Here is a 24,104-nt window from a genome sequence, read left to right as displayed (position 1 = left end):
AGTATGACTCGCTAATCCAGCAAGCCGCCGGATTCGGATTTGGGCGAGCGCCTGAGCAAACCGTCCACCACGGTTTGCGGATCGTGGCCCTGGTACAGCAGGCCGCACACGGCGGCGGTGATGGGCATGTCCACCTGCAGGCGTTCGGCCATGGTCAGCACTTCGCGCGCCGTGGCGACGCCCTCGGCCACGTGGCCCAGCTCGTCCAACACCTGCTGCAGCGGCTTGCCTTCGGCCAGCTTCAGGCCCACCTGACGGTTGCGCGACAGCTCGCCGGTGCAGGTCAGGATCAAGTCGCCCATGCCGGACAGGCCCATCATGGTGTGCTGGCTGGCGCCCAACGCGACGCCCAGGCGGGTGATCTCGGCCAGGCCGCGGGTGATCAGCGCGGCGCGCGCATTCAGGCCGAAATGCAGGCCGTCGGCCACGCCGGTGGCGATCGCCATCACATTCTTGACCGCGCCGCCCACTTCCACGCCCACCAGGTCGTCATTGGCGTACAGCCGCAGGCGCGGACTGTGCAGCTCCCGCGCCACATAGGCGGCAAACTCGGCGTCGTCGGAAGCGATGGTTACGGCTGAGGGCAGATCCTGCGCCACTTCGCGGGCGAAGCTGGGGCCGGACAGCACGCCGCAGCGGTGATCGCTGGGCAGCTCCTCCGCCACCACCTGATGCGGCAGCAGGCTGGAGCCGGATTCAAAACCCTTGCACGCCCACAAGACAGGCGGCAAGGCGATGTCCAGGGCCATCAGCGCGCGCAGCGTCGGCCGCAGGCCGGACATCGGCGTGACGATCAACAACAGCTCGGCGCTGTCGACCGCCTCTGCCAAATCGGAAGACACATTCAGCGCGTCGGGAAACGGACAATCGGCCAGATAGCGCCGGTTGACGCGCTCATCGGCCATCTGTTGGATTTGCGCGGGGTCGCGGCCCCACAGCGTCACCTGATGGTGACGGGAAAAAGCGATCGCCAGCGCGGTTCCCCAAGCGCCGGCGCCAAGTATGGCCAGTTTCATGGCAAGCCCTTACAAACCCCAGAGGTCGGTGATTCGAGCATAGCCGACGCTGCCGTCGCGGTGGCGGACTTTGACCCAGCCCGCCTGCGGCGCGTCCTGCATCTCCACCACCCCGTCCTTGGGCACGGTGAACAGCAGCTTGCCGTCCTCGCCGGCCTTGTCGCGCACGCCGGCCTGGGCGGACACCACCAGCAGCCAGCGCTGCTTGGACAGCGCGGCAGAAGGAATCCAGGCGATGCCGCCGGTGGCGTCGCGCACGCGCGCCCATTCCTTCTGGCTTTGCAGCACTTCCACCGGGTAATAGCGGCTGACCACGAACAGTTTCTTGGCGGTCAGCGTCGGCGCCTCGTACAACGCGACGCCGGTTTCCTTGACCGAGCGGAACTCCAGGGCCTGGGCCGCCTGGGCGACGCCCAGGGCCAGCAGCAGCGTGACGACGAGGCGCTTCATCCGCTCAGCCTCAGGCGTTGCCGGCTTCGGCCTGCTGCGCACGCTGCTGCATGTACAGGGCTTCGAAGTTGATCGGGGCCAGCAGCACCGGCGGGAAGCCGGCGCGGTTCACCACGCTGGACACCGCTTCGCGGGCGTACGGGAACAGGATGTTCGGGCAGGCCACGCCCAGGATCGGGTCCAGGTCTTCGGCCGGGATGTTGCGGATCTGGAAGATGCCGGCCTGGGCCACTTCGCACAGGAACAGGGTCTTTTCCGGCAGCTTGGCGGTCACGGTGACGGTCAGGGTCACTTCGAAGAAGCCGTCATCCAGTTGCTGGCCGGCGCTGGCCAGCTGCATGTCGATTTCCGGCTGGGCTTGTTCCAGGAATACCTGCGGCGCGTTCGGCACCTCCAGCGACAAGTCCTTCACATAGATTTTTTCGATGGAAAACGCCGGTTGCAGCTCTTGTTGTTCGCTCATGTTCTATCTCACAAAAAACCGTCTCGATGACGGTAGAATTTTATCGGTCCAACGGCGGGCATCATCGCACGAAAGCCGGCCACGGCCAACACCGCGGATGGCCGCGCCGCTCAGTCGGCCAGCAGCGTGTCCAGCTTGCCGGCCTGGTTCAGCGCCACCAGGTCGTCGCAGCCGCCGACATGGGTCTCGCCGATGAAGATTTGCGGCACGGTGCGGCGGCCGGTGATGGCCATCATTTTGTCGCGCTCGGCCGGGTCGAGGTCGATGCGGATTTCGGTGATGCCGCTGACGCCCTTGCTGGCCAGCAATTGTTTGGCGCGGACGCAGTAGGGGCAGACCGCGGTGGTGTACATCGTTACCGGTTTCATGTTCATTGCCTGGGTAAAATATCAATCGCCGACGATTATAGCCTGAGTTGGCCGCTCAAGGCTTTGCGCTGGGTCGCATCGCCGCGGTATTGAAACTCAAGGCCAGGTCCGACACCAGCGCGTCCAGCGCCGGGCCGGACGCCTTGGCCCGCGGGCCGTTGACGATGGCGACGATGGCCAGCCGCCTGCCGTCCGCGGCCTGCCAATAGCCGGCCAGCGCCTTGACGTCGTTCAGCGTGCCGGTTTTCATGCGCAGGCGCGGGCCGAGATCGGCGAAGCGCTTCTTCAGCGTGCCGTCGGTGGCGGCGATGGGCAGGCTGGCGATGAACTCGCCGGCGTATGGCCCGCGCGCCGCGTCCAGCAGCACTTCGCCCAGCAGCCGGGCCGTCACCCGCTCGCGACGCGACAGGCCGGAACCGTTTTCCAGCTGCAGCGCGTCCGCGTCGGCGATGCCGCGACGCTGCAGCTCGTCGCGCAAGGCGCGCTCGGCCGCCGCGGCGGTGTCGTCCTCGCCCCCCGCCTCGCGCCCCAGCGTCAGGAACAGCGTGCGCGCCATGGTGTTGTTGCTGTATTTGTTGATGTCGGCCAAGGCTACCGACAAGGGCTGAGACTGCCAGGCCGCCAGTTCGCGCGCGTCGTCCGGCGCGCGGCCGCGCGCCACCCGCAGCGGCCCGCTGCCGCCCAGCGCTTGCCACAGCGCCGCGAAGTCCTGCGCGGCGAATTCGTCGTGCTCCAGCACATTGACGTAGGCGCGCTGGCCGTCGCAGGCTTGCGGCAGGCTGCCGGCAACGCTGACATGGCGGCCGTCGTTGGCAATGGAAACAAAACGCCGCACATCGGGGCACGGCTCGTCGCCGCCCGGCTTCAGCTCGCTGCGCATCTCCACGCCGGCCAGCGGCGGATCGAGTACTACGCGCGCGTTCTGGCCGTCGCGGTAGAAGGTGAGCCAGGCTACCTTCAGATTCACCAGATGGGTATCGGGACCGACCACGAAGGCGCGCCCGGCATCGTCGTCGAAATCATCGGCGCCGCCGACCTTGCCGAAGGCCCGCTTGTCCAGCAGCAGCCGCCCGTCCAGCTGGCGGATGCCGCGCAAACGCAGGCTGTACAACAGGCTCAGCAGATTGCCGTTGTCGAAGCGCGGATCGCCGCCGCCCAGCCAGTACAGATCGCCCTTCAGCGCCCCGCCCTCCACCGGCGCGGCCGACAGCAAGGCGGTCTTCCAGCGGTAGTCCGGCCCCAGCCGGTTCAGCGCGGCCCAGCCAGTCAGCAGCTTCATGGTCGAGGCCGGGTTGACCGGCTCGTCGGCGCGGTGGCTGGCCAGCGGCGCGCCGCCCTCCACCGGCGCCGCCCATACGGCCACCTCGTCCGGCTTCAGGCCATGCAGGTCCAGCGCCGAAGCCTGGACGCCCAGTCCGGCCAGCATCAGCGCGACAAACGCGTATTTCATTTTCATCCTTTCACCAATCCTGCGGGTCGACATCCAGCGACCAGCGCAGGGCGCGGCCATGCGTCTTGGCCAAGCCATCCAGCAGCGGCGGCAGAGCATCCAACAGGCGATGCAGCGCGGCGCGCTGCGGCGATTCCAGCACCAATTGCGCGCGCTCGCGCTGCGCCAGCCGCGCCATCAGCGCCGGCGCCGGGCCGGAGATCAGCACGCCGTCCGCCAACGGCTCCAGTGCTTGGCGCGCTTCCCGCAAAAAAGCCGTGGCCTGCGCCAGCTGCGGACTGTCGGCGCGCAGCAAGGCCTGAAACACGCCGGGCGGGAAACCGGCCTGGCGCCGCTCGTTCAGCAGGCTGGCGGCATAGCCGTCGAAATCATGCGCCACCAAGGCCTGGTACAAGGGGTGGTCCGGCCATTGCGTCTGCACCAGCACCTCGCCCGGCGACTCCGCCCGCCCGGCGCGGCCGGCCACTTGCATCAGTTGCGAAAACAAGCGCTCCGAAGCGCGGAAATCGGCCGAATACAGCCCACCGTCCGCACCCAGCACCGCCACCAGCGACAGCGTGCCGAAATCGTGGCCTTTGGCCAGCATCTGGGTGCCGACCAGGATGTCCACTTCGCCGCCGTTCACCTTGCGGTAAATCTCGTCCCACGCATCCTTGCGGCTGGTGGTGTCGCGGTCGATGCGCAACACCCGCGCCTCCGGCAGCATGCGCTGCAAGGCTGATTCCAGCCGCTGCGTGCCCTCGCCCAAGGGTTTGATGTCGGGATCGCCGCAGTCCGGGCAGGCCGACGGCACCGGTTCCTCCCAACCGCAATGGTGGCAGCGCAGCTTGCGCTCCATCAGGTGCACCACCAACTTGGCCGAACAATGCGGACAGCCGCTGGTCCAGCCGCAGGCGGTGCAGGCGACCACCGGCGCGAAGCCGCGGCGATTGATGAACACCAGGCTCATTTCCTTGCGCGCCAACCTGGTTTTCAAGGCCTCCAGCACCGGCTCGCCCAACCCCTCCACCAGCTTCTTGCGGCGGGTGTCCACCAGCCGCACGTCCGGCAGCCGCGCCGCGCCATGCGCGCGTCGGCTCAAGGCCAGCTTCTTGTAACGGCCGGCCTCGACATTGGCCACCGTCTCCAGGCTGGGCGTGGCCGAGCCGAGCACGATGGCGATGCCGGCGCGGCGCGCGCGCCACACCGCCAGGTCGCGCGCATGGTAGCGCAAACCGTCCTGCTGCTTGAACGAGCCGTCATGCTCCTCGTCCACTACGATCAGCCCCAGCCGCGGCAGCGGCGTGAACACCGACAGCCGAGTGCCGATCACCACATCGGCCTCGCCATGCCAGGCATCCAACCAGCCCTGCAAGCGCTCGCCATCGGCCAGATGGCTGTGCTGCACCACGATGCGGCTGGCGGGGAAGCGGCGCGCGAAGCGGTCGATCAGCTGCGGCGTCAAATTGATTTCCGGCACCAGCACCAGCACCTGGCGGCGCGCGGCCAAGCTGTCGGCGATCAGCCGCAGATAAACCTCGGTCTTGCCGCTGCCGGTGATGCCATGCAGCAGCCAGGGCTGGAAGCCCTCGCTGTGACGCAGCGCGTCCAGCGCCGCCTGCTGCTCGTCGTTCAGCGCCGGCGATTCGCCCAGTCGCAAGGCTGGCGGCTCCAGCGTCACGCGCTCGGCCTTGCCTTCGGCCAGCCAGTCGGCCAGCCATTTGCCGGCCTGCGGCGTATGGGCCTTGGCGGCCTCCAAGGTCAACGGCCCGTCCAGCAAGGCCTGCCACAAAGCCAGCCTGGCCTTCTGCCGCGCCGGCGGCGGCTCCGCCAGGCCCTGCGCGGTCAGCGCGAACGGACGACGGTCCGGCCGTTTGATGTCCCGCGGCTCGCGCAGCGTGGTCGGCAAGGCCGTGAACAAGGTCTGCCCCAGCGGGTGGTGGTAATAATCCGCGGCGAAACGGACCAGGGCGAGAAACTCCTCGGGCAGCGGCGGCAGGCCATCCAGCACCATTTCGATGCGTTTGAGTTTGGCGCTGTCGCAATCCGGCACACCCTCCCCCGGTATCGGCGTGACCACGACGCCACACAGCCGCCGCGGGCCGAAGGGGACGCTGACGCGCATGCCGCTCATGACAGGCGATTCAGTCAGGTAACTGAACGTTCCTGCCAGCGGCACGTCGACCGCCACTTGAACAGAATCCCGCTCGGACATTTATGCTCTTCCTCGGCAAACCCTGCTGCGACAAGGCTTTGCATTCGCTGTGCACAGATCTTGTGGATAACTTTGTGAACAACCCTGGCGATAACCAGCAAAAAGCCGCTAAATCAGTGTTTCCGCTGGATTGCACAAAAATTAATCAAATGTAAAAGTCTTTTATTTTCAAATACTTAAACCGCTGCCATTTTTTTTGCCGCCCACGCTTGACAAGGCTGGACGCAGGGACTAGGCGGTGTGCATAACTTCTGGAACACCAGCCGCCTCGGCTGTCAACCCACATGTTGGGGCCTCGACATCAACGACTTGATTCGTACTCGAACAGCCTAGCGGCGGGCAAGAATACCCTGCCATGCGGCAATGGCTTAGCGCCGTGCAAGCGATGCGAATTTAATAAAAATTTAAAAAAATCAAGCGCCTTTTGCCTGGCGCTACTAAGAAATTCTGCAATCGATTCTTCAGTCAGTTTGAAGCCTGGCCCGGCCTACGCCGCCTAATGCACCAAGATGGCGCAGCCACAGGGCCGCGCCATGTCGCCTGCTAGCGTCGTTCAATCGCCATGATAAGGACGGGACAAACGATGGACGGCGTCCACCAAGGCGCCGGCATGGGCCGGATCGGCAAATTGAGAAATGCCGTGGCCCAGGTTGAACACATGTCCGCTGCCCTGGCCGTAGCCGGCCAGGATGCGCGCCACTTCGCGCTCGATGGCCGCCGGCTCCGCAAACAGCGCATTGGGATCGAAATTGCCTTGCAGCGCCACCTTGGCGCCGACGCGGGCGCGCGCCAGGCCGATGTCGGTGGTCCAGTCCAGGCCCACGCAATCGGCGCCGATGGCGGCGATGTCTTCCAGCCACTGGCCGCCGCCCTTGGTGAACACGATCACCGGCACGCGACGGCCGTCGGCCTCGCGCTTGAGGCCGGCGACGATGCGCTGCATATAAGCCAGCGAAAATTCCTTGTATGCGGCATGGCTGAGCGCGCCGCCCCAGGTGTCGAAAATCTGCACCGCCTGCGCGCCGGCATCAATCTGGGCGTTCAGGTAGGCGATCACCGACTGCGTGTTCATTTCCAGGATGTGGTGCAGCAGCTCAGGCCGGCTGTACAGCATGGCCTTGACGTGGCGGAAATCGTCGGATCCGCCGCCCTCCACCATATAGCAGGCCAGCGTGAACGGACTGCCGGAGAAGCCGATCAGCGGCACGCGTCCGTCCAGCGCCTGGCGGATGCTGGCCACGGCGTCGAACACATACTGCAGCTTGCCCAGCTCGGCCGGAACCAGCGCGCGGATGGCGGCTTCGTCGCGCAGCGGACGCTGGAACTTCGGCCCCTCGCCTTCGGCGAAATACAGGCCCAGGCCCATGGCGTCCGGCACGGTCAGGATGTCGGAAAACAGGATGGCCGCGTCCAGCGGGAAGCGCTCCAAGGGCTGCAGCGTCACTTCGGTGGCGTAGTCCGGGCTGGTGCACAGGCCCATGAAGCTACCGGCGCGGGCGCGAGTGGCGCGGTATTCCGGCAGGTAGCGTCCGGCTTGGCGCATCATCCAGATCGGGGTGTATTCAACCGGCTCCTTCAGCAGAGCCCGCAGGAAGGTATCGTTTTTCAGCTGGGTCATGGCGTCACGCGGCTATGGAAATCGGCGGCCATTATAGCGCAGCGCGCGCCGTGGCCCGACTGCGGCCGCTCAAAAAAACAGCCGCATCTTGTCATGACGCGCGCCGCCAGCCGGTAGGCTCAGGCCAGCAACTGGCGCAGCATATACGGCAGAATGCCGCCGTGGCGGTAGTATTCCGCCTCCACCGGGGTGTCGATGCGCAGCGTCAGCCGCAGCCGCCGCTCGCCGCCGTCCGGGCGGCGGATCACCAAAGTCGCGTCTTGGCGCGGCTTCAGTTCGCCGTCCAGCCCTTCCAGATCGAACATTTCGTCACCCGCCAGGCCCGCCGCGCTGTCCTCCGGCTGAAACTGCAAGGGCAAGACGCCCATGCCCACCAGATTGGAACGGTGGATGCGCTCGAAGCTTTTGGCGATCACCGCGCGCACGCCCAACAGCCGCGTGCCCTTGGCCGCCCAATCGCGGCTGGAGCCGGTGCCGTACTCCTCGCCGGCGAAGATCACGGTCGGCGTGCCTTCGGCCTGGTAGGCCATCGAGGCGTCGTAGATCGCCATTTGCGCGCCGTCCGGCTGATGCAGCGTCAGCCCGCCCTCCACCGGCCGGCCATCGGCGCCGGGCGGCAGCATCAGGTTGCGGATGCGCACATTGGCGAAGGTGCCGCGCATCATCACCTCATGATGGCCGCGACGCGAGCCGTAGCTGTTGAAGTCCACGGGCTTGATGCCTTGCGCCTGCAGGTACAGGCCGGCCGGCGACGCCGGCTTGATCGCGCCGGCGGGACTGATGTGATCGGTGGTGACCGAGTCGCCGAAGATCGCCAGCGCCCGCGCGCCGCGCACTGGCTTTGGCGCCGGCGGCGTCAGCGCGAAATCGGCAAAAAACGGCGGCTCAGCGATATAGCTGGACGGCGCCCAGCCATAGGTCTCCCCGCGATCGGCCACGATGCCGCCCCACAGCGGATTGAGGCTGCCGAGATCGCGGTACAAGCGGCGATAGGTTTCCGGATCGGCCGCCTGGGCCAGCGCCGCGGCCACTTCGTCCTGGCTGGGCCAGACCTCGCGCAGGAACACCGGCTGGCCGTCGCTCCCCATGCCCAGCGGCTCGGCGTCCAGATCGATGTCCACCCGGCCGGCGATGGCGAAAGCCACCACCAGCGGCGGACTCATCAGGAAATTGGCCTTCAGCGCCGGATGGATGCGCGCCTCGAAATTGCGGTTGCCGGACAGCACCGCCGCGCACACCAGCTCGCGCGCGGCGATTTCGCTCTCGATATCCGCATCCAGCGGGCCAGCGTTGCCGATACAGGTGGTGCAGCCGTAAGCCACCACGCGGAATCCCAGTTGCGCCAGCGGCGCCAGCAGGCCGGCCTTGCCCAGATAGTCGGTCACCACGCGGGAGCCGGGCGCCAGCGAGGTCTTGATGTGCGGCGCCACGGTCAGCCCGCGCGCCGCCGCCTTCTGCGCCAGCAGGCCGGCGGCCAGCATCACGCCGGGATTGGAAGTATTGGTGCAGGACGTGATGGCCGCGATCAGCACCGCGCCGTCGGCAAGCGCGCGCCCGGACGCGACCGAGGCGCCCTTGCCGTAGCCGCCATCCGCCGCCGGTTTGCGCAGCAGTTCACGGAAGCGCGGCTTCAACGCTGTCAGCGCGATGCGGTCCTGCGGCCGGCGCGGGCCGGCCACGCTGGGGACGATGGAGGCCAAATCCAGCACCAGGGTTTCGCTATATTCGATCTCTCCCGCCTGCGGCATGCCGAACAGCTGCTGCGCCTGGAAATAGCGACGGAAGGCGTCGATCTGTTCGTCGCTGCGTCCGGTCGCCGCCAGATAATCGACGGAGCGTTCGTCCGGCGGGAAGAAGCCCATGGTCGCGCCATACTCCGGCGCCATATTGGCCAGCGTCGCCCGGTCCGGCAAAGTCAGCGAGGCGGCGCCCTCGCCGAAGAATTCGACGAACTTGCCGACGACATGCGCGCCGCGCAGCAGCTCGGTCACCGCCAGCACCAGATCGGTGGCGGTGACGCCGGCGGCGAGCCGGCCCTGCAGATGCACGCCCACCACATCCGGCGTCAGGAAATACACCGGCTGGCCCAGCATGCCGGCCTCGGCCTCGATGCCGCCGACGCCCCAAGCCACCACGCCCAGCGCGTTGATCATGGTGGTATGCGAATCGGTGCCGACCAGGGTGTCCGGATAGTAGACGTCGCCATCCTGCAGCACGCCGCGGGCCAGGTATTCGAGATTCACCTGATGGACGATGCCGATGCCGGGCGGCACCACCTTGAACGTCTCGAAAGCCTGCATGCCCCACTTGATGAAACGATAGCGCTCGGCATTGCGCTGGAATTCCAGCTTCATGTTCAGATCCAAGGCATTGGCCTCGCGGAAGTAGTCCACCTGCACCGAGTGGTCCACCACCAGGTCCACCGGCACCAGCGGCTCGATCCGCGCCGGCGGCTTGCCAAACCGCGCCGCGGCGCTGCGCATCGCCGCCAGATCGCACAATAGCGGCACGCCGGTGAAGTCCTGCAGCAAGATGCGGGCGACGGCGAAGGGAATCTCCTCGCTGCGCTCGGCTTGCGCTTGCCAGCCGGCCAGTTGCCGAACATGCATTTCGGTTATACGCTGGCCATCCAGCTTGCGCAGCAGCGACTCCAGCACGATGCGCAGCGACACAGGCAGCCGGCTGACATCGCCTACGCCGAGCGCCGCCAGCGCCGGCAGCGAATGGAAAAACGCGCGCCGGCCCGAAGCCAGGGTAAATTCGCGCAGACTGTCTTGAGCTTGCAGGGACATGATCGACTCCGGTGAACACCGGCCGTACGGGCCGGAAAGGCCACGATGGAAGAGCGGTCTGCCGACCGCCCGCGGGATCTGCTTCTGAACAAACGTAGGACAGCCCGCTCCGCCCGCAGTTCTGCCAGGAAAGGATGATGACATGAAAAAATCCATGCGCGCCGAGCGCGACAGCTTCGGTCCGATAGACGTGCCCGCCGATGCGCTGTGGGGCGCGCAAACCCAGCGTTCGCTGGCGCACTTCCACATTTCCAGCGAAAAGATGCCGCCGGAGCTGATCTTGGCGCTGGCCAGGGTCAAACGCGCCTGCGCCGTCGCCAACCGCGAGCTGGGCACGCTCGACGAGGCCAAGGCCGCGGCCATCGCCGCCGCCGCCGAAGAAGTGCTGGCCGGCCGCCATGATGGCGAGTTCCCGCTGTCGGTCTGGCAAACCGGCTCCGGCACCCAGAGCAATATGAATATGAACGAGGTGCTGGCCAACCGCGCCTCCGAGCTGCTGGGCGGCAAGCGCGGCGAAGGCCGCCTGGTCCACCCCAACGATGACGTCAATCGCGGCCAGTCATCCAACGATATATTCCCCACCGCGATGCACGTCGCCGCTGCGGAGCAGCTGCACGCCAGGCTGCTGCCTGCGCTGACCTTGCTGCGGCAGGCCTTGGAGGCCAAATCCGCCGAATTCGCCGACATCGTCAAGATAGGCCGCACCCATCTGCAGGACGCCACGCCGCTGACGCTGGGCCAGGAAATCTCCGGCTGGGCGGCACAGTTAATGCTGGCCGAAGAGGCCGTGCGCGCGACGCTGCCCATGCTGTGCCAGCTGGCCGTGGGCGGCACCGCGGTCGGCACCGGGCTCAACACCGATCCGCGTTTCGGCGACAAGGTAGCGGCGCGGCTGGCAGCGGAATACGGCCTGCCGTTCGCCGGCGCCGGCAACAAGTTTGCCGCCCTGGCCAGCCACGAGCCGCTGCTGTTCGCCCACGGCGCGCTGAAAACGCTGGCCGCCGCGCTGATGAAGATCGCCAACGACATCCGCTGGCTGGCTTCCGGCCCGCGCAGCGGCCTGGGCGAGCTGACCCTGCCGGAAAACGAGCCGGGCAGCTCCATCATGCCGGGCAAGGTCAACCCCACCCAATGCGAGGCGATGACCATGCTGTGCTGCCAGGTGCTGGGCAACGACGCGGCGCTGGCCATAGGCGGCGCCTCCGGCAATTTCGAACTGAATGTGTTCAAGCCGCTGATCATCCACAACTTCCTGCAAAGCGTGCGGCTGCTGGCCGACGGCATGGACAGCCTGCGCGAGCACTGCGTGGACGGCATGGCGGCCAACCGCGCCCGCATCGCCGAGCTGATGGCGCGCTCGCTGATGCTGGTCACCGCGCTGAACCCGCACATCGGCTACGACAAGGCGGCGGCCATCGCCAAGCACGCCCACCACCACGGCGCCACCTTGCGCGAGGCCGCGCTGGCGCTGGGCTATCTCAGCGCGGAACAGTTCGATGCCTGGGTCAGGCCGGAAGACATGATTTAAGCGTCCTCACGGATGGAACCACAGCTCGCGCCGCGCCAGCGGCGTGCCTTCCGGCAGCAGCGGATTGTCCAGCTCGATCACGGTGCGGCCGGACAACTTCAAGGCGCGCAGATGGTCGCTGTTGAAAGTCTTGAACAGCTGGTCGAAGCTGCCATCGCGCACGCTCTTCTCCAAGCCCTGCTGCAGCATCCGCGCCAGCTCCGGCCGCTGCGGCGAAACGAAGAAATAAAAGGCGGTGGGGTAATGCAGCAGTAGATACGGATCCAGCATCAGCCCCTTGCCGGATGGCGATGCCAGCTCCTGCTGCACCTCGATCACGCTGCGCGGGAAGTAGTCGTAGCGGCGCTGGCGCAGCATGGAAAAAAGATTGGGATAGTCCGGGCTGGTCAGCACCGGCAGGCCGGCATGCTGCAGGATCTGGGTGTCCGGCCAGTCCTGGCCCTGCCCAGCCCGGAACGCGCGCAATTGCCGCAGCGTCTTGACGTCCTTGAACAGCTGCGGCCGATCGGCATTGATCAAGGGCACCCGCCAGCCTAACAGCCCCTTGTCCAGCGGGATGCGCACGGTCAGCAGCTTGCGTTCGCGCTCGCGGCTGGTCATGCCCCAGAACAGGTCGACGCTGCTGTCCGGACGCTGCATCTGCTCCATCGCCCGGCCCTGGTTCATGTCGCGCGCAGCCAGCAGTTCACAGCGCTGGCCCATCTGGCCGCAAGCCAGCAGCAACAGCGCCTGGATATACGGCCAGTGCGGATCGTTGTCGCCGGACACCAGCGCATAATTGATCTGCACGCCGGCCGCCTGAGCCAGCGACAGCCAGCACCCCAGCAGCAACAGACTCAGCATCTTGGCCATATGCGGTCCATTACATAGCGATAAGGCCATTATGGCCGCAGATCACAGCCAGCCCAAGCCGCCCGCCACCCCGCCCAGCAACAGCAACCACAAGGGGTTCCAGTTGCGCTTCCAGGCCAACAGCGCCACCGCGGCGCTCAGCCCCCAGCCGGCGAAGCCGCGGTTGGCCGCCTGCAGCAGCAAACAGGCGCTGGCGCCGATCAGGCCGACCGTCAGCGGCAGCAAGGCGCGGCTCAACAGGCCGGTCAGCTCGCCGCCGCGGTGGCGCGCCCACCAGCGCGACACATAAAAACTCAGCAAGGACGACGGCAAGCAAATGCCCAGCATGCTGACCAGCGCGCCGCCCACCCCGGCCACATGCCAGCCCACCAGGCTCACCACCAGCACATTCGGTCCCGGCGCGGCCTGGGCCAGCGCGAACAATTCCGCCAGCAGCGCCGCGCTCATCCAGCCATGCGCCACCACGATGCGCTGCAGCTCCGGCAGCACCACATTGGCGCCGCCCACCGCCATCAACGACAACAAGCCAAACTCCCACAGCAAGATCAGCAAGATCATTCGCCGCGCCCTCCCCTGCTCAGCCAGGCCAGGCCCAGCGCCAGCGGTATCGTGGCCAACAGCACCCACAGCAAGGGCAAACGGAACAGCGCGATGGCAGCGAAGGTGACGATCACCACCAGCGCGCTCCACCCGCGCCGCTCCAGCCTGGGCAGCAGGCGCAGCGCCATCGCCAGCAGCAGGCCGGCCGCAGCGGAAGCCAGCCCGTGCATCACCTGCTCCACCAGCGGCAGCTGGCGATAACGGCCATAAAGAGACGCCAGCAGCAGCACGATGACCATAGGCGCCAACAGCAAACCGGACACGGCGACCATCGCTCCCATTGCCCCGTGGAAACGCGCGCCGACCGACACGGCCATATTGACGATATTGGGGCCGGGCAGCACCTGGCACAGCCCTAGCTGCTCGGCGAAATCGCTCTCGGACAGCCAGCGCCGGCGCTGCACCAGCATGCTGTGCGCCTGCGGCAGCACGCCGCCGAAGCCGGTGATGCCGACGGAGAAGAAGCCGGCAAACAGGTCGCGCCGGCGTGGCTTGATCAGTTCGGTATCCATGCTTTGACACTACTCTTGGGCCTGGAACACTACAAACGAGAATTTCTGACAGGGGCGGTCAATAAAACTCACAGCGCGCCCAGGCGCTCTATGATGAAGTCGACGAAGACCCTCAGTTTCGGCAAGGGCTGGCTGTCCGCCGGGTAAATCAGATGCATGGGTTTGGGCGGCGGCAGATAGCCATCCAGCAAAGACACCAGCCGGCCCGCCGCCACATCGTCGGCCAGCAGCGCCTCCGCCTGCAGCGCCATCCCCGCGCCGGAGAGCGCCAGCTGCCGCAAGGCCTGCCCCTGGTTGCATTGGAAACGGCTGGCGGCGATCTCCACGCCATGCTGACGCGCCAGCGCGTCCCAGCCGTCATCGCGCTGCCAGCGGCTGAATCCCAGGCAGTCGTGGCCGGCTAGGTCGGCCGGCGTCTGCGGCGTGCCGCGCGTGGCCAGATAGGCCGGCGAGGCGGCGATCATCATCCGGTATGGTTTCAACCGCCTGGCCACCATGCCGGAATCGGCCAGCTGGCCGATGCGGAACACCGCGTCGTAGCCGTCAGCCACCAGATCGACCAACTGGTCGCTCAACTCCAACTCCACCCCGATCTCCGGATAGCGCGCCATGAATTCGGCCAGTAGCGGCGCCAGGCGCAAGCTGCCAAACGTCACCGAAGCATTGAGCCGCAGCACGCCGCGCGGCTGCTGCCGCAGCAGCTCTGCGGCATCCTCGGCGGCCGCCAGTTCGGCCAGGATGGCGCGGCAGCGCTGGTAATAGTGCTGCCCCAGCTCAGTCAGCTGCTGGCGCCGGGTGGTGCGCACCAGCAGCCGGCCGCCCAAACGCTTTTCCAGAGCGGCGATATGCTTGCCGACCATGGGCTGCGACAGGCGATGCGCCTCCGCGGCCGCGGTGAAACTCCCCTTGTCCACCACGGCGACGAACAACTCCATGCTGAGCAGCCTGTCCATGGATTAGAAACTCCAAATTATTAATCCTGTTCATCATAACGGATTAATCAAGAAGAAGAATCTCGGCACACTGCATCCATCGCTAACCGCAAGGGAGACACACCATGAAAATCCTGCTCGTAGGCGCCAGCGGCACGCTGGGCCGCGCCGTCCAGCACGCCCTGTCCCGCCACCAGATTCTCACCGCCGGGCGCCACAGCGGCGACTTGCGCGTCGACATCACCGACAGCGCCAGCGTGCAACGGATGTTCGAACAGGCAGGCCGGCTCGACGCCATCGTCAGCGCCACCGGCAGCCTGCACTTCGGCCCGCTGGCAGAGATGACCGCCGCCGACTTCCGCATCGGTCTGGAAAACAAGTTGCTGGGCCAGATCGACCTGGCGCTGATCGGCCAGCACTATTTGAACGACAGCGGCTCCATCACGCTGACCAGCGGCATCGTTAGCGCTCAGCCGATCCGCCACGGCAGCAACGCCACTACCGTCAATCGCGCGCTGGAAGGCTTCGCCGCCGCCGCCGCGCTGGAGCTGGCGCGCGGCCAACGCATCAATGTGGTCAGCCCCAATGTCGTGCAGGAATCGATGAAAGTCTACGCGCCCTACTTCCCCGGCTTCGAAGCCGTGCCGGCGGCCCGCGCCGCCTTGGCCTATGTGCGCAGCGTGGAAGGCATCGCCAACGGCCAAACGCTGACGGTGTGGTAAAACTTCATGCGGCGGGACGCAGCTTGAGATGCAGCAGAGGAAACGGCCTGCCGGCGCTATCCAGCGCCGAGCGGCTGGCCACTGCGAAGCCCATGTGGCGGTAAAAGGCCAGCGCGGCGGGATTATCCTCGTTGACATCCACCGCCGTAGCCGCCAGCTCCGCCGCCGCGTGCGTCAGCAAGCGCTTTCCCAAGCCTCTGCCAGCGTATTCGGGATCGATGAACAGCATCTCCAGCTTGCCGGCCATCGTGCCGGCAAAGCCCGTCACCGGCCCCTCGCCATCTCGGGTCACGCGCAAGGCCAGGCCGATGTCTTCCGCGGCTTCAAATGCGGCCGCCACCTCTGGCCGCATGGCGGCGATGTCGTCCTCGCTTAAAAAATGATGGGTGGCGCGCACGGAACGCTCCCACAGATGAAGCATGTCCTGAAAATCCGCAACATGCGCGGGTGTGATGGCGGGTGGCATCGAGCATCCTTTCTTAATGAGCATTTCATTCGAGGGCGATGACAAGCATCGCGAGCTTGAGCGGCTTACACGGCGACTATACTGCATCTGCCGCGTCCACCGCCTTGGACGCGCAACGGGGAGGGCCGCGATGAGAAGAACCTGGCTGGGCATGCTGGCATCGATATTGTGGCTGCAGACGGCGCATGCCGAACCGGTGCAATCGTCCAGCCAGGCGATAGAGCCATGGGGCGACGCCGCCAGCGGCGACGGCCTGGCGCCGCGCTTCCTGCGCTGGCTGGCAGGACAAAGCGGCCTGCAACTGCGCCAGGACATCCGGCCGCTGCCGCGGGTGGTGGAAGACCTCAGAAGCGGGCAGAACGCGCTGGCGCTGATTACCGCGTCGGCGGAGCGCGATGGCTTCGGCCTGGAAGTGTGCCGTCCGACAGCGATCCGGCTGTCCGTGATCTACCGCGATGCCGGCCGCAAGCTGAGCCAGGCCGATCTGCGGCACCGCCCGGTCGGCATCCTGCGCGGCACCCACACCCTGGACGACTTCCTCGCCGATAGCGGCGCGGACAGGGTATACGTCAACGATCTGCATCAGGGATTCCGCATGCTGCGCATCGGCCGGCTGGATGCGATGATGTGCGTCCGTCCCGGCTGCGGCCGCACGCTGCGCGAGATATCGACGCCGGGGGACAAGTGGGCGGAGCTGTCCATCAGCAACGAGCCGATGGCGGTTTATGTGTCGCACGCCCACCCGCTGGCGCGAGACGCCGCCATGCTGGACAAACTGCGCGCCGCCTGCGCATCGCCGCAGGGCAAGCAGGAAATCGCCGCGCTGCTGGCGCGCTACGATTAAGCGCTGCGAGTGATCCTGGCGTACTTGTACTGTCTGCCCCGCCGCCCTTGGCCCCAGCTCTGCGAGGCTTGCTTAGCGACGCTAAGCGCAAAAAAACCCGCCAGCCTGTCGCCAAGCGGGCGGGTTCGGGAATGCGCCAAGGCGGCGGATCAGATATCGGCTTCCACCTCGTTGCCCTTGGCCTCCATCCAGCTGCGACGGCTGGACGCTTCGCCCTTGCCCATCAGCATGACGAACATATCCAGCGTTTCCTTCAGCATGCCGGGGCGCACCTGCACCTTGACCAAGCGGCGGGTGTCCGGGTTCATGGTGGTGTCCTTCAGCTGCTCCGGGTTCATCTCGCCCAAACCTTTGAAGCGGGAGATGGTCCAGGCATTCTCGCGCACGCCCTCGCTGCGCAGACGGTCCAGGATGGCGGTCATCTCGCCCTCGTCCAGCGCATAGAGCTTGCGCGGCGGACGGGTCTTGCCCTGGCCGGGCACATCGACGCGGAACAACGGCGGCTGGGCGATGTAGATATTGCCGTTTTCCACCAGCCGCGGGAAATGGCGGAAGAACAGCGTCAGCAGCAGCACCTGGATGTGCGAGCCGTCCACGTCGGCGTCGGACAGGATGGCGATCTTGCCGTAGCGCTGGCCGGACAGGTCCGGCTGGTCGTTCGGGCCATGCGGGTCCACGCCTATCGCCACGGAAATGTCGTGGATTTCGGCATTGGAGAACAGTTGGTCCTTGTCGGTTTCCCAGCTGTTCAGCACCTTGCCGCGCAGCGGCAGGATGGCCTGGTATTCCTTGTCGCGCGCCAGCTTGGCCGAACCGCCGGCCGAATCGCCCTCCACCAGGAACAGCTCGTTGCGCTCGATGTCTTCGCTTTCGCAGTCGGTGAGCTTGCCTGGCAGCACCGCCACGCCGGAGCCTTTTTTCTTTTCCACCTTCTTGACCGACTTCAGGCGGCTCTGCGCTTGGCGGATGGCGAGTTCGGCGATCTTCTTGCCGGCCTCCACATGCTGGTTCAGCCACAGCTCCACCGGATCGCGGGCGAGGCCGGAGATCAGTTTCAGCGCGTCGCGGCTGGTCAGCTTGTCCTTGGTCTGGCCCTGGAACTGCGGGTCCAGCACGCGGGCGGACAACACGAAACGCACGCGGCTCCACACGTCTTCTGCCATCAGCTTGACGCCGCGCGGCAGCAGGTTGTGGTGGTCGATGAAGCTTTTGACCGCGTCGAACACGCCGGCGCGCAGGCCGGCCTCATGGGTGCCGCCCACCGGGGTGGGGATCAGATTGACGTAGCTCTCGCCGCTGGCGCCGTCCTCGAACCAGGCCATCGCCCACTGCGCGCCCTCGCCCTTGGCGAATTGCTCGTGGTCGTCGCCGATATAGGCTTCGCCGGCGAACAGCGGCGCCACCGGCTCGTCGCCGTTGCACAATTCCGCCAGATAGCTTTTCAAACCCTCGGGATACTGCCAGACCTTGACCTCGTCGCCGCTGGGCTTTTCCACCGTCAGCGTCACCGCCACGCCGGGCAGCAGCACCGCCTTGGCGCGCAGCAGCCGCTCCAGTTCCTGCATCGAATAGCGCGGGCTTTCAAAATACTTGCCGTCCGGCCACACCCGCACGCGGGTGCCGCTGGTGCGCGCGCCGCAGTCGCCCACGCGGGCCAGCGGTTCGATCACATCGCCGCCGGAAAACACCAGGCGGTGCACGCCGCCGTCGCGCTTGACCTCGACTTCCAGCCGGGTGGACAGCGCGTTGGTCACCGACACGCCTACGCCGTGCAGGCCGCCGGAGAAGGCATAGGCGCCGCCGTCCTTCTTGTTGAACTTGCCGCCGGCGTGCAGCCGGGTGAAGACCAGCTCCACCACCGGCACGCCTTCCTGCGGATGCAGGCCCACCGGGATGCCGCGGCCATCGTCTTCCACGCTAAGCGAGCCATCCTGATGCACGGTGACGGCGATCTTGCGCGCGTAGCCGCCCAGCGCCTCGTCGGCGGCATTGTCTATCACTTCCTGGCAGATGTGGGTGGGGTCGGTGGTGCGGGTGTACATGCCAGGCCGCTCTTTGACCGGCTCCAGCCCCTTCAGCACCCGTACCGAGGATTCGTCGTATTGTTGAGTCATGTTGTGGTCTTACCCAGTCGGCGTTTCACGTCGACGCCGTCCATATGGGACGGCTCAAATAAAGACAGCGGGCATTGCCCGCCGTCGCTGTGCTACAAAATTGCGCGGCCCGCTCACTGCTCGCTCTGCGCCGCGGCGATGCGCGCCAGATAGGCGTCGTAGCTCTCCACGCCCCGCAGAAAGCGCGACAGCTCGGACAAGGCGCGCTCGTACACATCGCGTTTGAACTCGATCACCGCATCCACCGGCGCCCAATAATCGTTCCAGCGCCAGCCATCGAACTCCGGATGCGTGGACGCGCGCAGGCAAACATCGCTGTCGCGGCCCACCAGCCTGAGCAGAAACCAGATCTGCTTCTGCCCTTTGTAACTGCCGCGCCATTCGCGGCGAACCCAATTGGTCGGCACCTCATAACGCATCCAGTCGCGGGTGCGTCCCAGGATCTTCACGTGCTGTGGCAGCAAGCCCACCTCTTCCAGCAGTTCGCGGTACATGGCGGCTTCCGGGCTTTCGCCCGGTTTGATGCCGCCTTGCGGGAACTGCCAGGAATGCTCGCGCACGCGCTTCCCCCAGAACACCTCGTTTTTGGCGTTGGTGAGGATGATTCCGACGTTTGGGCGGTATCCGTCCCGGTCCAGCATGGAAAAAACCTGCAATTCGTCTCGTTACCGGAATTTTTGCACATTTCGGCCCGCCTTGCCACGCGGCCCGCCAGCCGGCGGCGCGTCAAAACGCTTGACCGGCGTCACTTGCGGCCTCGCGCACTCCCCCAAATTGGCCAAACGATGCTACGATGCGTCGATTGAACGTCAATCTACTGCGCATTCATGGCATTTCTGCTCAATCGACCCACGTTGACCCGCCTGCCCTGGCTTCCGCTGCCGCCGCAAGACTTCTCCACGCTGCTGCAGACCAGCGATTTTCGCCTGCGGCTGCTGGAAGCGATCGCCGCGGCGACCCGGCGCGTCTACCTGTGCGCGCTGTATCTGGAAAACGAGGAAGCGGGCCAGGAAATCCTGGACGCGCTGTACCAGGCCAAGCAACGCCGGCCTGAGCTGGACGTGCGCGTCATGGTGGATTGGCATCGCGCTCAACGCGGCCGCATCGGCGAAGACCAGTCGCACTGCAACGCCAGCTGGTACCGCGAGGAAGCGGCCCGCCGCGATCTGGACATTCCGATCTACGGTGTGCCGGTGCAAACGCGCGAGCTGTTCGGCGTGCTGCACCTGAAGGGCTTCGTCATCGACGATACCGTGTTCTACAGCGGCGCCAGCCTGAACAATGTTTATCTGCACAAGCTGGACAAATACCGCTTCGACCGCTACCACCTGATCCGCAGCCCGCAGCTGGCCGATACCATGGCCGATTTCATGGCCGAGCAATTTTTCAACGATCCGGCGGTATTCCGGCTGGACAAACCCGCGCCGTCCACCCGCAGCATCCGCAAGGAGATCCGCCAGTTCCGCGACAAGCTGGTGCACAGTCAGTACCATCCCGCCGCATTGCCGCCAGCCTCGGCCGAGCAACTGGCCATCGCCCCGATTGTCGGCATCGGCAAGGGCAACCGGCTGAACCGCACGATACTCGATATCATCGCCAGCGCCGACAGCAAGCTGTTCATCTGCACGCCGTATTTCAACTTTCCGCGCGCCGTGGTGCTGGAAATCAACCGCGCCCTGCGCCGCGGCGTGGAAATCGACATCGTAGTCGGCGACAAGACCGCCAACGACTTCTACATCCCGCCGGAGCAGCCATTCCGCGTGATCGGCGCGCTGCCCTATCTGTACGAGATGAATCTGCGCCGCTTCGCCAAGCGCCAACGCCAATACGTGTCGCGCCAGCAACTGCGCATCCATCTGTGGAAAGACGGCGACAACACCTATCACCTGAAGGGCATCTGGAGCGACGCGCGCTACATCCTGCTGACCGGCAACAACCTGAATCCCCGCGCCTTCCGCCTGGACCTGGAAAACGCGCTGCTGCTGCGCGATCCGCAAGGCGCCCTGCGCGCGCAGGGGGAGGCCGAACAACGCAGCATTCTGCGCCACACCACCCCGCTGGCGCACTACCGCCAGCTGGAAGACGTGAAGCACTACCCGGAACAGATCAAGAAACTGCTCACCCGCTTGAGCCGCGTGCGGATCGACCGCATGCTCAATCTGATGCTGTAAGCGCCCCGCCCCGCTTTCGCGGGGCTTGTTTTTTCCGCCCTCGCCGCGCCAGCCGGCTATGCTGATACATCAGCGATCATGCAAGCGGAGCTGTTTGATGCGAGCCATCCGGGTGGAAACGCGCCAATTGTCGGTCAGCCACGACTATTCGGAAAAGTGGCAGCAAGTGCTGGATCTGATGGCCCGCATTGTCAGCATTCCCGCCGCGCTGATCATGCGCGTGGAGCCGCCGAAGATAAAAGTTTTCCTGTCCAGCCATAGCGACGGCAATCCTTATGAGGAAGACGAGCTGGCCGATCTGGGCACCGGCCTGTATTGCGAAACGGTGATGAGCACCCGCAGCGAGCTGACGGTGCCCAATGCCTTGACCGATCCGCACTGGTGCAACAATCCGGACATCAAACTGGGCATGATCTCCTATATGGGCATGCCCTTGATCTGGCCTAACGAGGAGGTCTTCGGCACCATCTGCATTCTGGATCGCGAGGAGAACGGCTACGCACAAACTTATCGCCAATTGCTGGCCCAGTTTCGCAGCATGGTGGAGCGCGACCTGCGGCAAATCTACAACGACAAGGCCAGGGCGCAGGAAGACGCCGCCTTGCGCGCGGAAGAGGCGGAGCGGGTGCGCCGCGAGTTCGAACTGCTGCGCGCAGGCGAGCGCAAAGCGCTGCAGGCGCTGCGAGAAAGCGAGGAACGCTGGCACTTCGCGCTGGAGGGGGCCGGCGACGGCGTATGGGACTGGGACATCGCCAGCGGCGAGATTTACTTATCCAATCGTTGCCAGCAGTTGCTTGGCCTGAGCCGGCCGGAGGCAATCGCCGATTTCAAACTTTGGCAGACCGGCATTCATCCAGACGACCTGCCAACCGTTTTGGCGGACTTGGCCAGTTATCTGCGCCAACCGCAAGGGTCCTTTGCCATCGAACACCGGTTTCTCAAAGATCAAGGCTGGATCTGGCTGCTGGGACGCGGCATGGCGGTCAGCCTGGACACGCAGGGCCAAGCCTTGCGCATGATAGGCACCTACTCCGACATCACGGAACGCAAGTACGCCGAGGAGGAATTGCAATTACTGAACAGCAACCTGGAAGAACGCGTCGCCATCCGCACCGCCGAGCTGAAAAAGGCAATGCAGCAAATCAGCATCGTGGAGAAACAGGCGGCGCTGGCGCGCATGGTCGCCGGCATGGCGCATGAGCTGAATACCCCCATCGGCAACATCCTGTTGTGCTCGTCGCAAATCCATGCCGACGTAGAAGCCATCGCCAAGGCGGACGCCGAGAAACAACTCTCCCGCAAAGGCCTGCAGGCATTTCTGGAGAAAGCCACGGAAAGCTGCGATTTATTGCAGAGGAACAGCGAACAGGCCGGCGACTTGATCGGCCGCTTCAAACAAATCGCGGTCGACCAACTGGATCAACCCAAACGCAGCTTCAATCTTGGCCAAGTCATCGCCAGACTGCTGCAAACCCTGCTGCCGCCTGAACATCATCCGCATGTCAAAGTAGAACTACAGGCGCCGACCGATCTGATCATCGATAACTATCCCAGCGCGCTGGAACAACTGCTTTCCCACTTGATTGCCAACTCGCTGGCTCACGGTTTCGACGGCAAGGAGACTGGCTGCATCACCGTAGCCATCAGCCGCGAAGGAAACGATATCACGCTGCGTTATGCAGACGACGGCAAGGGCATCGTGACAGAATTGCATGGCAAGGTCTTCGATCCGTTTTTCACAACCCGCATGGGCCAGGGCGGCATCGGGCTTGGTCTGGCGCTGGTCCACAACATCGTCCAGGTCATCCTGAAAGGCCAGATCCGATTAGAAAGCGAGCCGGGACATGGCGCCACCTTCATCATCACCTTCCCGGCCAATGCCTGCTAACCGCTGCCCACTCCGCTAGTCCACCCTAATCCTTGGCCGATGGCAACGGCCGGACTTCCTGCAGGCGCTGGTAGTCGACATGGTCGTTTTCATCTTCATCGGTATAGATCAGGTCGGCGAAGGCATGATTCCAACGAATATCCTGATGCGAAAACGTATGCCGCGCCACCATAGGCTGAATGGTAGTTTCATCCATGCCGTTGATGGACAAGATCAGCTGTGCCTTGACCGCCGCCAGCGAGTCGGCATCGCGTTGATGCAAGGGGCTGCGCTCATCTATCTTATGCATCAGTGTCCAGCCGAGCACAAACATCGGGTGCTCATCCCGCACCAGCTCCAGATCGTACAGCCTGCGAAAGGTCGTCCCTTCGGCAGTCACCTCCTGCTGCAACAAGCGCAGGCGGGCACTGGCATCAATGATCACATTATTTCTGGCATTGGCCGCGCGCAGCATCAACACCGGTTCACCGTTCAATGGACGCACTACGGGGCTGCTGGTAAACACGATACGCGCTCTGGGCCGCGAGAAGCGGGCAAACGTCACGCCGGTAATCAATGCAATGCTCATCATGCCGATGAAAATTTCCAGCATGGAAATCCAATGCGTATACAGCGTTTGCGGATGCATATCGCCATAGCCAACCGTCGCCAGCGTTTCGACGCTGAAAAAGAATGCGCCCAAGAAACCTGGTGGAAACTGGTTGGCGATGCCGCCGGCTTGCAATTGATAAAGCCCGGCAAACAATAGATTCAATGCGATGAAAGCCGCCGCGATAAACAGGTAAAAACGCGGCCAACTGATGGTCATGCAGTAGTGATAGAGGTCATGCAGGGAGTGGCGCGGCAGGCTGTGAATGAACAGGCTGCGACCGCCCGCCTCTATGCGTCGCGCGGGTTTTCTGCTGCGGGTAACCATCTGGCGCCACCTTGTCGAAGTCTGCAAAGGCCGATTGTGTGAGGGATGCAAACAGACGTCAATGGCGGCCATTCGCGCACTCGAAAGCGCAATAGCGGACGACTGGGATAGACTCGGCGGGCGCAAAGCATAAAGCCCAGCTCGGTTGAGCTGGGCTTTGTCTTATCGGGCGTCTGGCGGTGTCCTACTTTCACATGGCGAATGCCAC

Annotated in this window: 21 protein-coding genes; 5 read left to right on the top strand and 16 right to left on the bottom strand. The window is 65.0% G+C overall.

Annotated elements, in window-relative coordinates; genetic code table 11:
- Positions 1–11: 11 nt before the first annotated feature.
- The 8 genes from QUG01_RS10525 to acnA form a co-directional block, all read right to left on the bottom strand.
- A complete protein-coding gene (locus QUG01_RS10525) occupies positions 12–1,016 on the bottom strand; it encodes an NAD(P)H-dependent glycerol-3-phosphate dehydrogenase (RefSeq protein WP_500830094.1) in 1,005 nt (334 codons plus the stop codon).
- Positions 1,017–1,025: 9 nt separating this feature from the next.
- Positions 1,026–1,466, bottom strand: coding sequence for an SH3 domain-containing protein (locus QUG01_RS10520; RefSeq protein ID WP_500830093.1), 441 nt, complete (start codon positions 1,464–1,466; stop codon positions 1,026–1,028).
- Positions 1,467–1,476: 10 nt separating this feature from the next.
- Positions 1,477–1,929: a protein-export chaperone SecB gene (gene secB / locus QUG01_RS10515; protein ID WP_103319995.1), complete on the bottom strand. Its 453-nt coding sequence runs from the start codon at positions 1,927–1,929 to the stop codon at positions 1,477–1,479.
- Positions 1,930–2,039: 110 nt separating this feature from the next.
- Positions 2,040–2,297, bottom strand: a complete 258-nt coding sequence (gene grxC, locus QUG01_RS10510; RefSeq protein WP_500830092.1) for a glutaredoxin 3 — start codon at positions 2,295–2,297, stop codon at positions 2,040–2,042.
- A 55-nt stretch (positions 2,298–2,352) separates the two neighbouring features.
- A complete protein-coding gene (dacB, locus tag QUG01_RS10505; RefSeq protein ID WP_500830091.1) occupies positions 2,353–3,753 on the bottom strand; it encodes a D-alanyl-D-alanine carboxypeptidase/D-alanyl-D-alanine endopeptidase in 1,401 nt (466 codons plus the stop codon).
- A gap of 4 nt (positions 3,754–3,757) precedes the next feature.
- On the bottom strand, positions 3,758–5,941 hold the full coding sequence (locus QUG01_RS10500) for a primosomal protein N' (RefSeq protein ID WP_500830090.1): 2,184 nt from the start codon (positions 5,939–5,941) through the stop codon (positions 3,758–3,760).
- Positions 5,942–6,494: 553 nt separating this feature from the next.
- The gene (hemE, locus tag QUG01_RS10495; protein WP_500830089.1) at positions 6,495–7,559 is read right to left on the bottom strand and encodes a uroporphyrinogen decarboxylase; all 1,065 of its coding nucleotides are present in this window, start codon (positions 7,557–7,559) and stop codon (positions 6,495–6,497) included.
- Between the two features lie 119 nt (positions 7,560–7,678).
- Positions 7,679–10,351, bottom strand: coding sequence for an aconitate hydratase AcnA (gene acnA, locus QUG01_RS10490; protein ID WP_500830088.1), 2,673 nt, complete (start codon positions 10,349–10,351; stop codon positions 7,679–7,681).
- Positions 10,352–10,493: 142 nt separating this feature from the next.
- Between acnA and fumC the strand changes: the two genes are divergently transcribed.
- Positions 10,494–11,879, top strand: a complete 1,386-nt coding sequence (gene fumC / locus QUG01_RS10485) for a class II fumarate hydratase (RefSeq protein ID WP_500830087.1) — start codon at positions 10,494–10,496, stop codon at positions 11,877–11,879.
- A gap of 6 nt (positions 11,880–11,885) precedes the next feature.
- On the opposite strand, the gene QUG01_RS10480 is transcribed toward fumC, so the two are convergent.
- From QUG01_RS10480 to QUG01_RS10465, 4 genes are all read right to left on the bottom strand, one after another.
- Entirely contained in the window at positions 11,886–12,731 is an 846-nt protein-coding gene (locus QUG01_RS10480; protein WP_500830086.1) for a transporter substrate-binding domain-containing protein, read from the bottom strand.
- A 42-nt stretch (positions 12,732–12,773) separates the two neighbouring features.
- Positions 12,774–13,289: a chromate transporter gene (locus tag QUG01_RS10475; RefSeq protein WP_500830085.1), complete on the bottom strand. Its 516-nt coding sequence runs from the start codon at positions 13,287–13,289 to the stop codon at positions 12,774–12,776.
- Positions 13,286–13,843, bottom strand: coding sequence for a chromate transporter (locus tag QUG01_RS10470; RefSeq protein WP_500830084.1), 558 nt, complete (start codon positions 13,841–13,843; stop codon positions 13,286–13,288). Before QUG01_RS10470 ends, QUG01_RS10475 begins: the two co-directional genes overlap by 4 nt.
- A 68-nt stretch (positions 13,844–13,911) precedes the next feature.
- Complete coding sequence (locus QUG01_RS10465) at positions 13,912–14,796, bottom strand: LysR family transcriptional regulator (protein ID WP_500830083.1); 885 nt, start codon at positions 14,794–14,796, stop codon at positions 13,912–13,914.
- 104 nt (positions 14,797–14,900) lie between these two features.
- On the opposite strand from QUG01_RS10465, the gene QUG01_RS10460 reads away from it, so the two are divergent.
- A complete protein-coding gene (locus tag QUG01_RS10460; RefSeq protein WP_500830082.1) occupies positions 14,901–15,497 on the top strand; it encodes a short chain dehydrogenase in 597 nt (198 codons plus the stop codon).
- A 4-nt stretch (positions 15,498–15,501) separates the two neighbouring features.
- Here the strand turns inward: QUG01_RS10460 and QUG01_RS10455 are convergent, their stop codons facing one another.
- Positions 15,502–15,918: a GNAT family N-acetyltransferase gene (locus tag QUG01_RS10455; RefSeq protein WP_500830081.1), complete on the bottom strand. Its 417-nt coding sequence runs from the start codon at positions 15,916–15,918 to the stop codon at positions 15,502–15,504.
- 175 nt (positions 15,919–16,093) lie between these two features.
- Between QUG01_RS10455 and QUG01_RS10450 the strand changes: the two genes are divergently transcribed.
- Positions 16,094–16,807, top strand: coding sequence for a transporter substrate-binding domain-containing protein (locus QUG01_RS10450; protein ID WP_500830080.1), 714 nt, complete (start codon positions 16,094–16,096; stop codon positions 16,805–16,807).
- 149 nt (positions 16,808–16,956) lie between these two features.
- On the opposite strand, the gene parE is transcribed toward QUG01_RS10450, so the two are convergent.
- Together parE and QUG01_RS10440 are read right to left on the bottom strand one after the other, a co-directional pair.
- The gene (gene parE / locus QUG01_RS10445) at positions 16,957–18,921 is read right to left on the bottom strand and encodes a DNA topoisomerase IV subunit B (protein ID WP_500830079.1); all 1,965 of its coding nucleotides are present in this window, start codon (positions 18,919–18,921) and stop codon (positions 16,957–16,959) included.
- 113 nt (positions 18,922–19,034) lie between these two features.
- On the bottom strand, positions 19,035–19,562 hold the full coding sequence (locus tag QUG01_RS10440; protein ID WP_500830078.1) for an RNA pyrophosphohydrolase: 528 nt from the start codon (positions 19,560–19,562) through the stop codon (positions 19,035–19,037).
- A 186-nt stretch (positions 19,563–19,748) separates the two neighbouring features.
- Between QUG01_RS10440 and pssA the strand changes: the two genes are divergently transcribed.
- The gene (pssA, locus tag QUG01_RS10435) at positions 19,749–21,092 is read left to right on the top strand and encodes a CDP-diacylglycerol--serine O-phosphatidyltransferase (RefSeq protein ID WP_500830077.1); all 1,344 of its coding nucleotides are present in this window, start codon (positions 19,749–19,751) and stop codon (positions 21,090–21,092) included.
- 97 nt (positions 21,093–21,189) lie between these two features.
- The gene (locus QUG01_RS10430) at positions 21,190–22,980 is read left to right on the top strand and encodes an ATP-binding protein (protein ID WP_500830076.1); all 1,791 of its coding nucleotides are present in this window, start codon (positions 21,190–21,192) and stop codon (positions 22,978–22,980) included.
- A 25-nt stretch (positions 22,981–23,005) separates the two neighbouring features.
- Here QUG01_RS10430 and QUG01_RS10425 read toward each other — a convergent pair whose 3' ends face one another.
- Positions 23,006–23,896: an ion channel gene (locus tag QUG01_RS10425; protein ID WP_500830075.1), complete on the bottom strand. Its 891-nt coding sequence runs from the start codon at positions 23,894–23,896 to the stop codon at positions 23,006–23,008.
- Positions 23,897–24,104: the final 208 nt, after the last annotated feature.

Source organism: Chromobacterium sp. CCUG 76385, assembly GCF_059916625.1.
This window is presented reverse-complemented; position numbering and strand designations above follow the sequence as displayed.

Bases quoted from the DNA above. Each gene is read 5' to 3' on its own strand.
- QUG01_RS10525 (WP_500830094.1), bottom strand. From the start codon at position 1,016: ATGAAACTGGCCATACTTGGCGCCGGCGCTTGGGGAACCGCGCTGGCG.
- QUG01_RS10520 (WP_500830093.1), bottom strand. From the start codon at position 1,466: ATGAAGCGCCTCGTCGTCACGCTGCTGCTGGCCCTGGGCGTCGCCCAG.
- secB (WP_103319995.1), bottom strand. From the start codon at position 1,929: ATGAGCGAACAACAAGAGCTGCAACCGGCGTTTTCCATCGAAAAAATC.
- grxC (WP_500830092.1), bottom strand. From the start codon at position 2,297: ATGAAACCGGTAACGATGTACACCACCGCGGTCTGCCCCTACTGCGTC.
- dacB (WP_500830091.1), bottom strand. From the start codon at position 3,753: ATGAAAATGAAATACGCGTTTGTCGCGCTGATGCTGGCCGGACTGGGC.
- QUG01_RS10500 (WP_500830090.1), bottom strand. From the start codon at position 5,941: ATGTCCGAGCGGGATTCTGTTCAAGTGGCGGTCGACGTGCCGCTGGCA.
- hemE (WP_500830089.1), bottom strand. From the start codon at position 7,559: ATGACCCAGCTGAAAAACGATACCTTCCTGCGGGCTCTGCTGAAGGAG.
- acnA (WP_500830088.1), bottom strand. From the start codon at position 10,351: ATGTCCCTGCAAGCTCAAGACAGTCTGCGCGAATTTACCCTGGCTTCG.
- fumC (WP_500830087.1), top strand. From the start codon at position 10,494: ATGAAAAAATCCATGCGCGCCGAGCGCGACAGCTTCGGTCCGATAGAC.
- QUG01_RS10480 (WP_500830086.1), bottom strand. From the start codon at position 12,731: ATGGCCAAGATGCTGAGTCTGTTGCTGCTGGGGTGCTGGCTGTCGCTG.
- QUG01_RS10475 (WP_500830085.1), bottom strand. From the start codon at position 13,289: ATGATCTTGCTGATCTTGCTGTGGGAGTTTGGCTTGTTGTCGTTGATG.
- QUG01_RS10470 (WP_500830084.1), bottom strand. From the start codon at position 13,843: ATGGATACCGAACTGATCAAGCCACGCCGGCGCGACCTGTTTGCCGGC.
- QUG01_RS10465 (WP_500830083.1), bottom strand. From the start codon at position 14,796: ATGGACAGGCTGCTCAGCATGGAGTTGTTCGTCGCCGTGGTGGACAAG.
- QUG01_RS10460 (WP_500830082.1), top strand. From the start codon at position 14,901: ATGAAAATCCTGCTCGTAGGCGCCAGCGGCACGCTGGGCCGCGCCGTC.
- QUG01_RS10455 (WP_500830081.1), bottom strand. From the start codon at position 15,918: ATGCTTCATCTGTGGGAGCGTTCCGTGCGCGCCACCCATCATTTTTTA.
- QUG01_RS10450 (WP_500830080.1), top strand. From the start codon at position 16,094: ATGAGAAGAACCTGGCTGGGCATGCTGGCATCGATATTGTGGCTGCAG.
- parE (WP_500830079.1), bottom strand. From the start codon at position 18,921: ATGACTCAACAATACGACGAATCCTCGGTACGGGTGCTGAAGGGGCTG.
- QUG01_RS10440 (WP_500830078.1), bottom strand. From the start codon at position 19,562: ATGCTGGACCGGGACGGATACCGCCCAAACGTCGGAATCATCCTCACC.
- pssA (WP_500830077.1), top strand. From the start codon at position 19,749: ATGGCATTTCTGCTCAATCGACCCACGTTGACCCGCCTGCCCTGGCTT.
- QUG01_RS10430 (WP_500830076.1), top strand. From the start codon at position 21,190: ATGCGAGCCATCCGGGTGGAAACGCGCCAATTGTCGGTCAGCCACGAC.
- QUG01_RS10425 (WP_500830075.1), bottom strand. From the start codon at position 23,896: ATGGTTACCCGCAGCAGAAAACCCGCGCGACGCATAGAGGCGGGCGGT.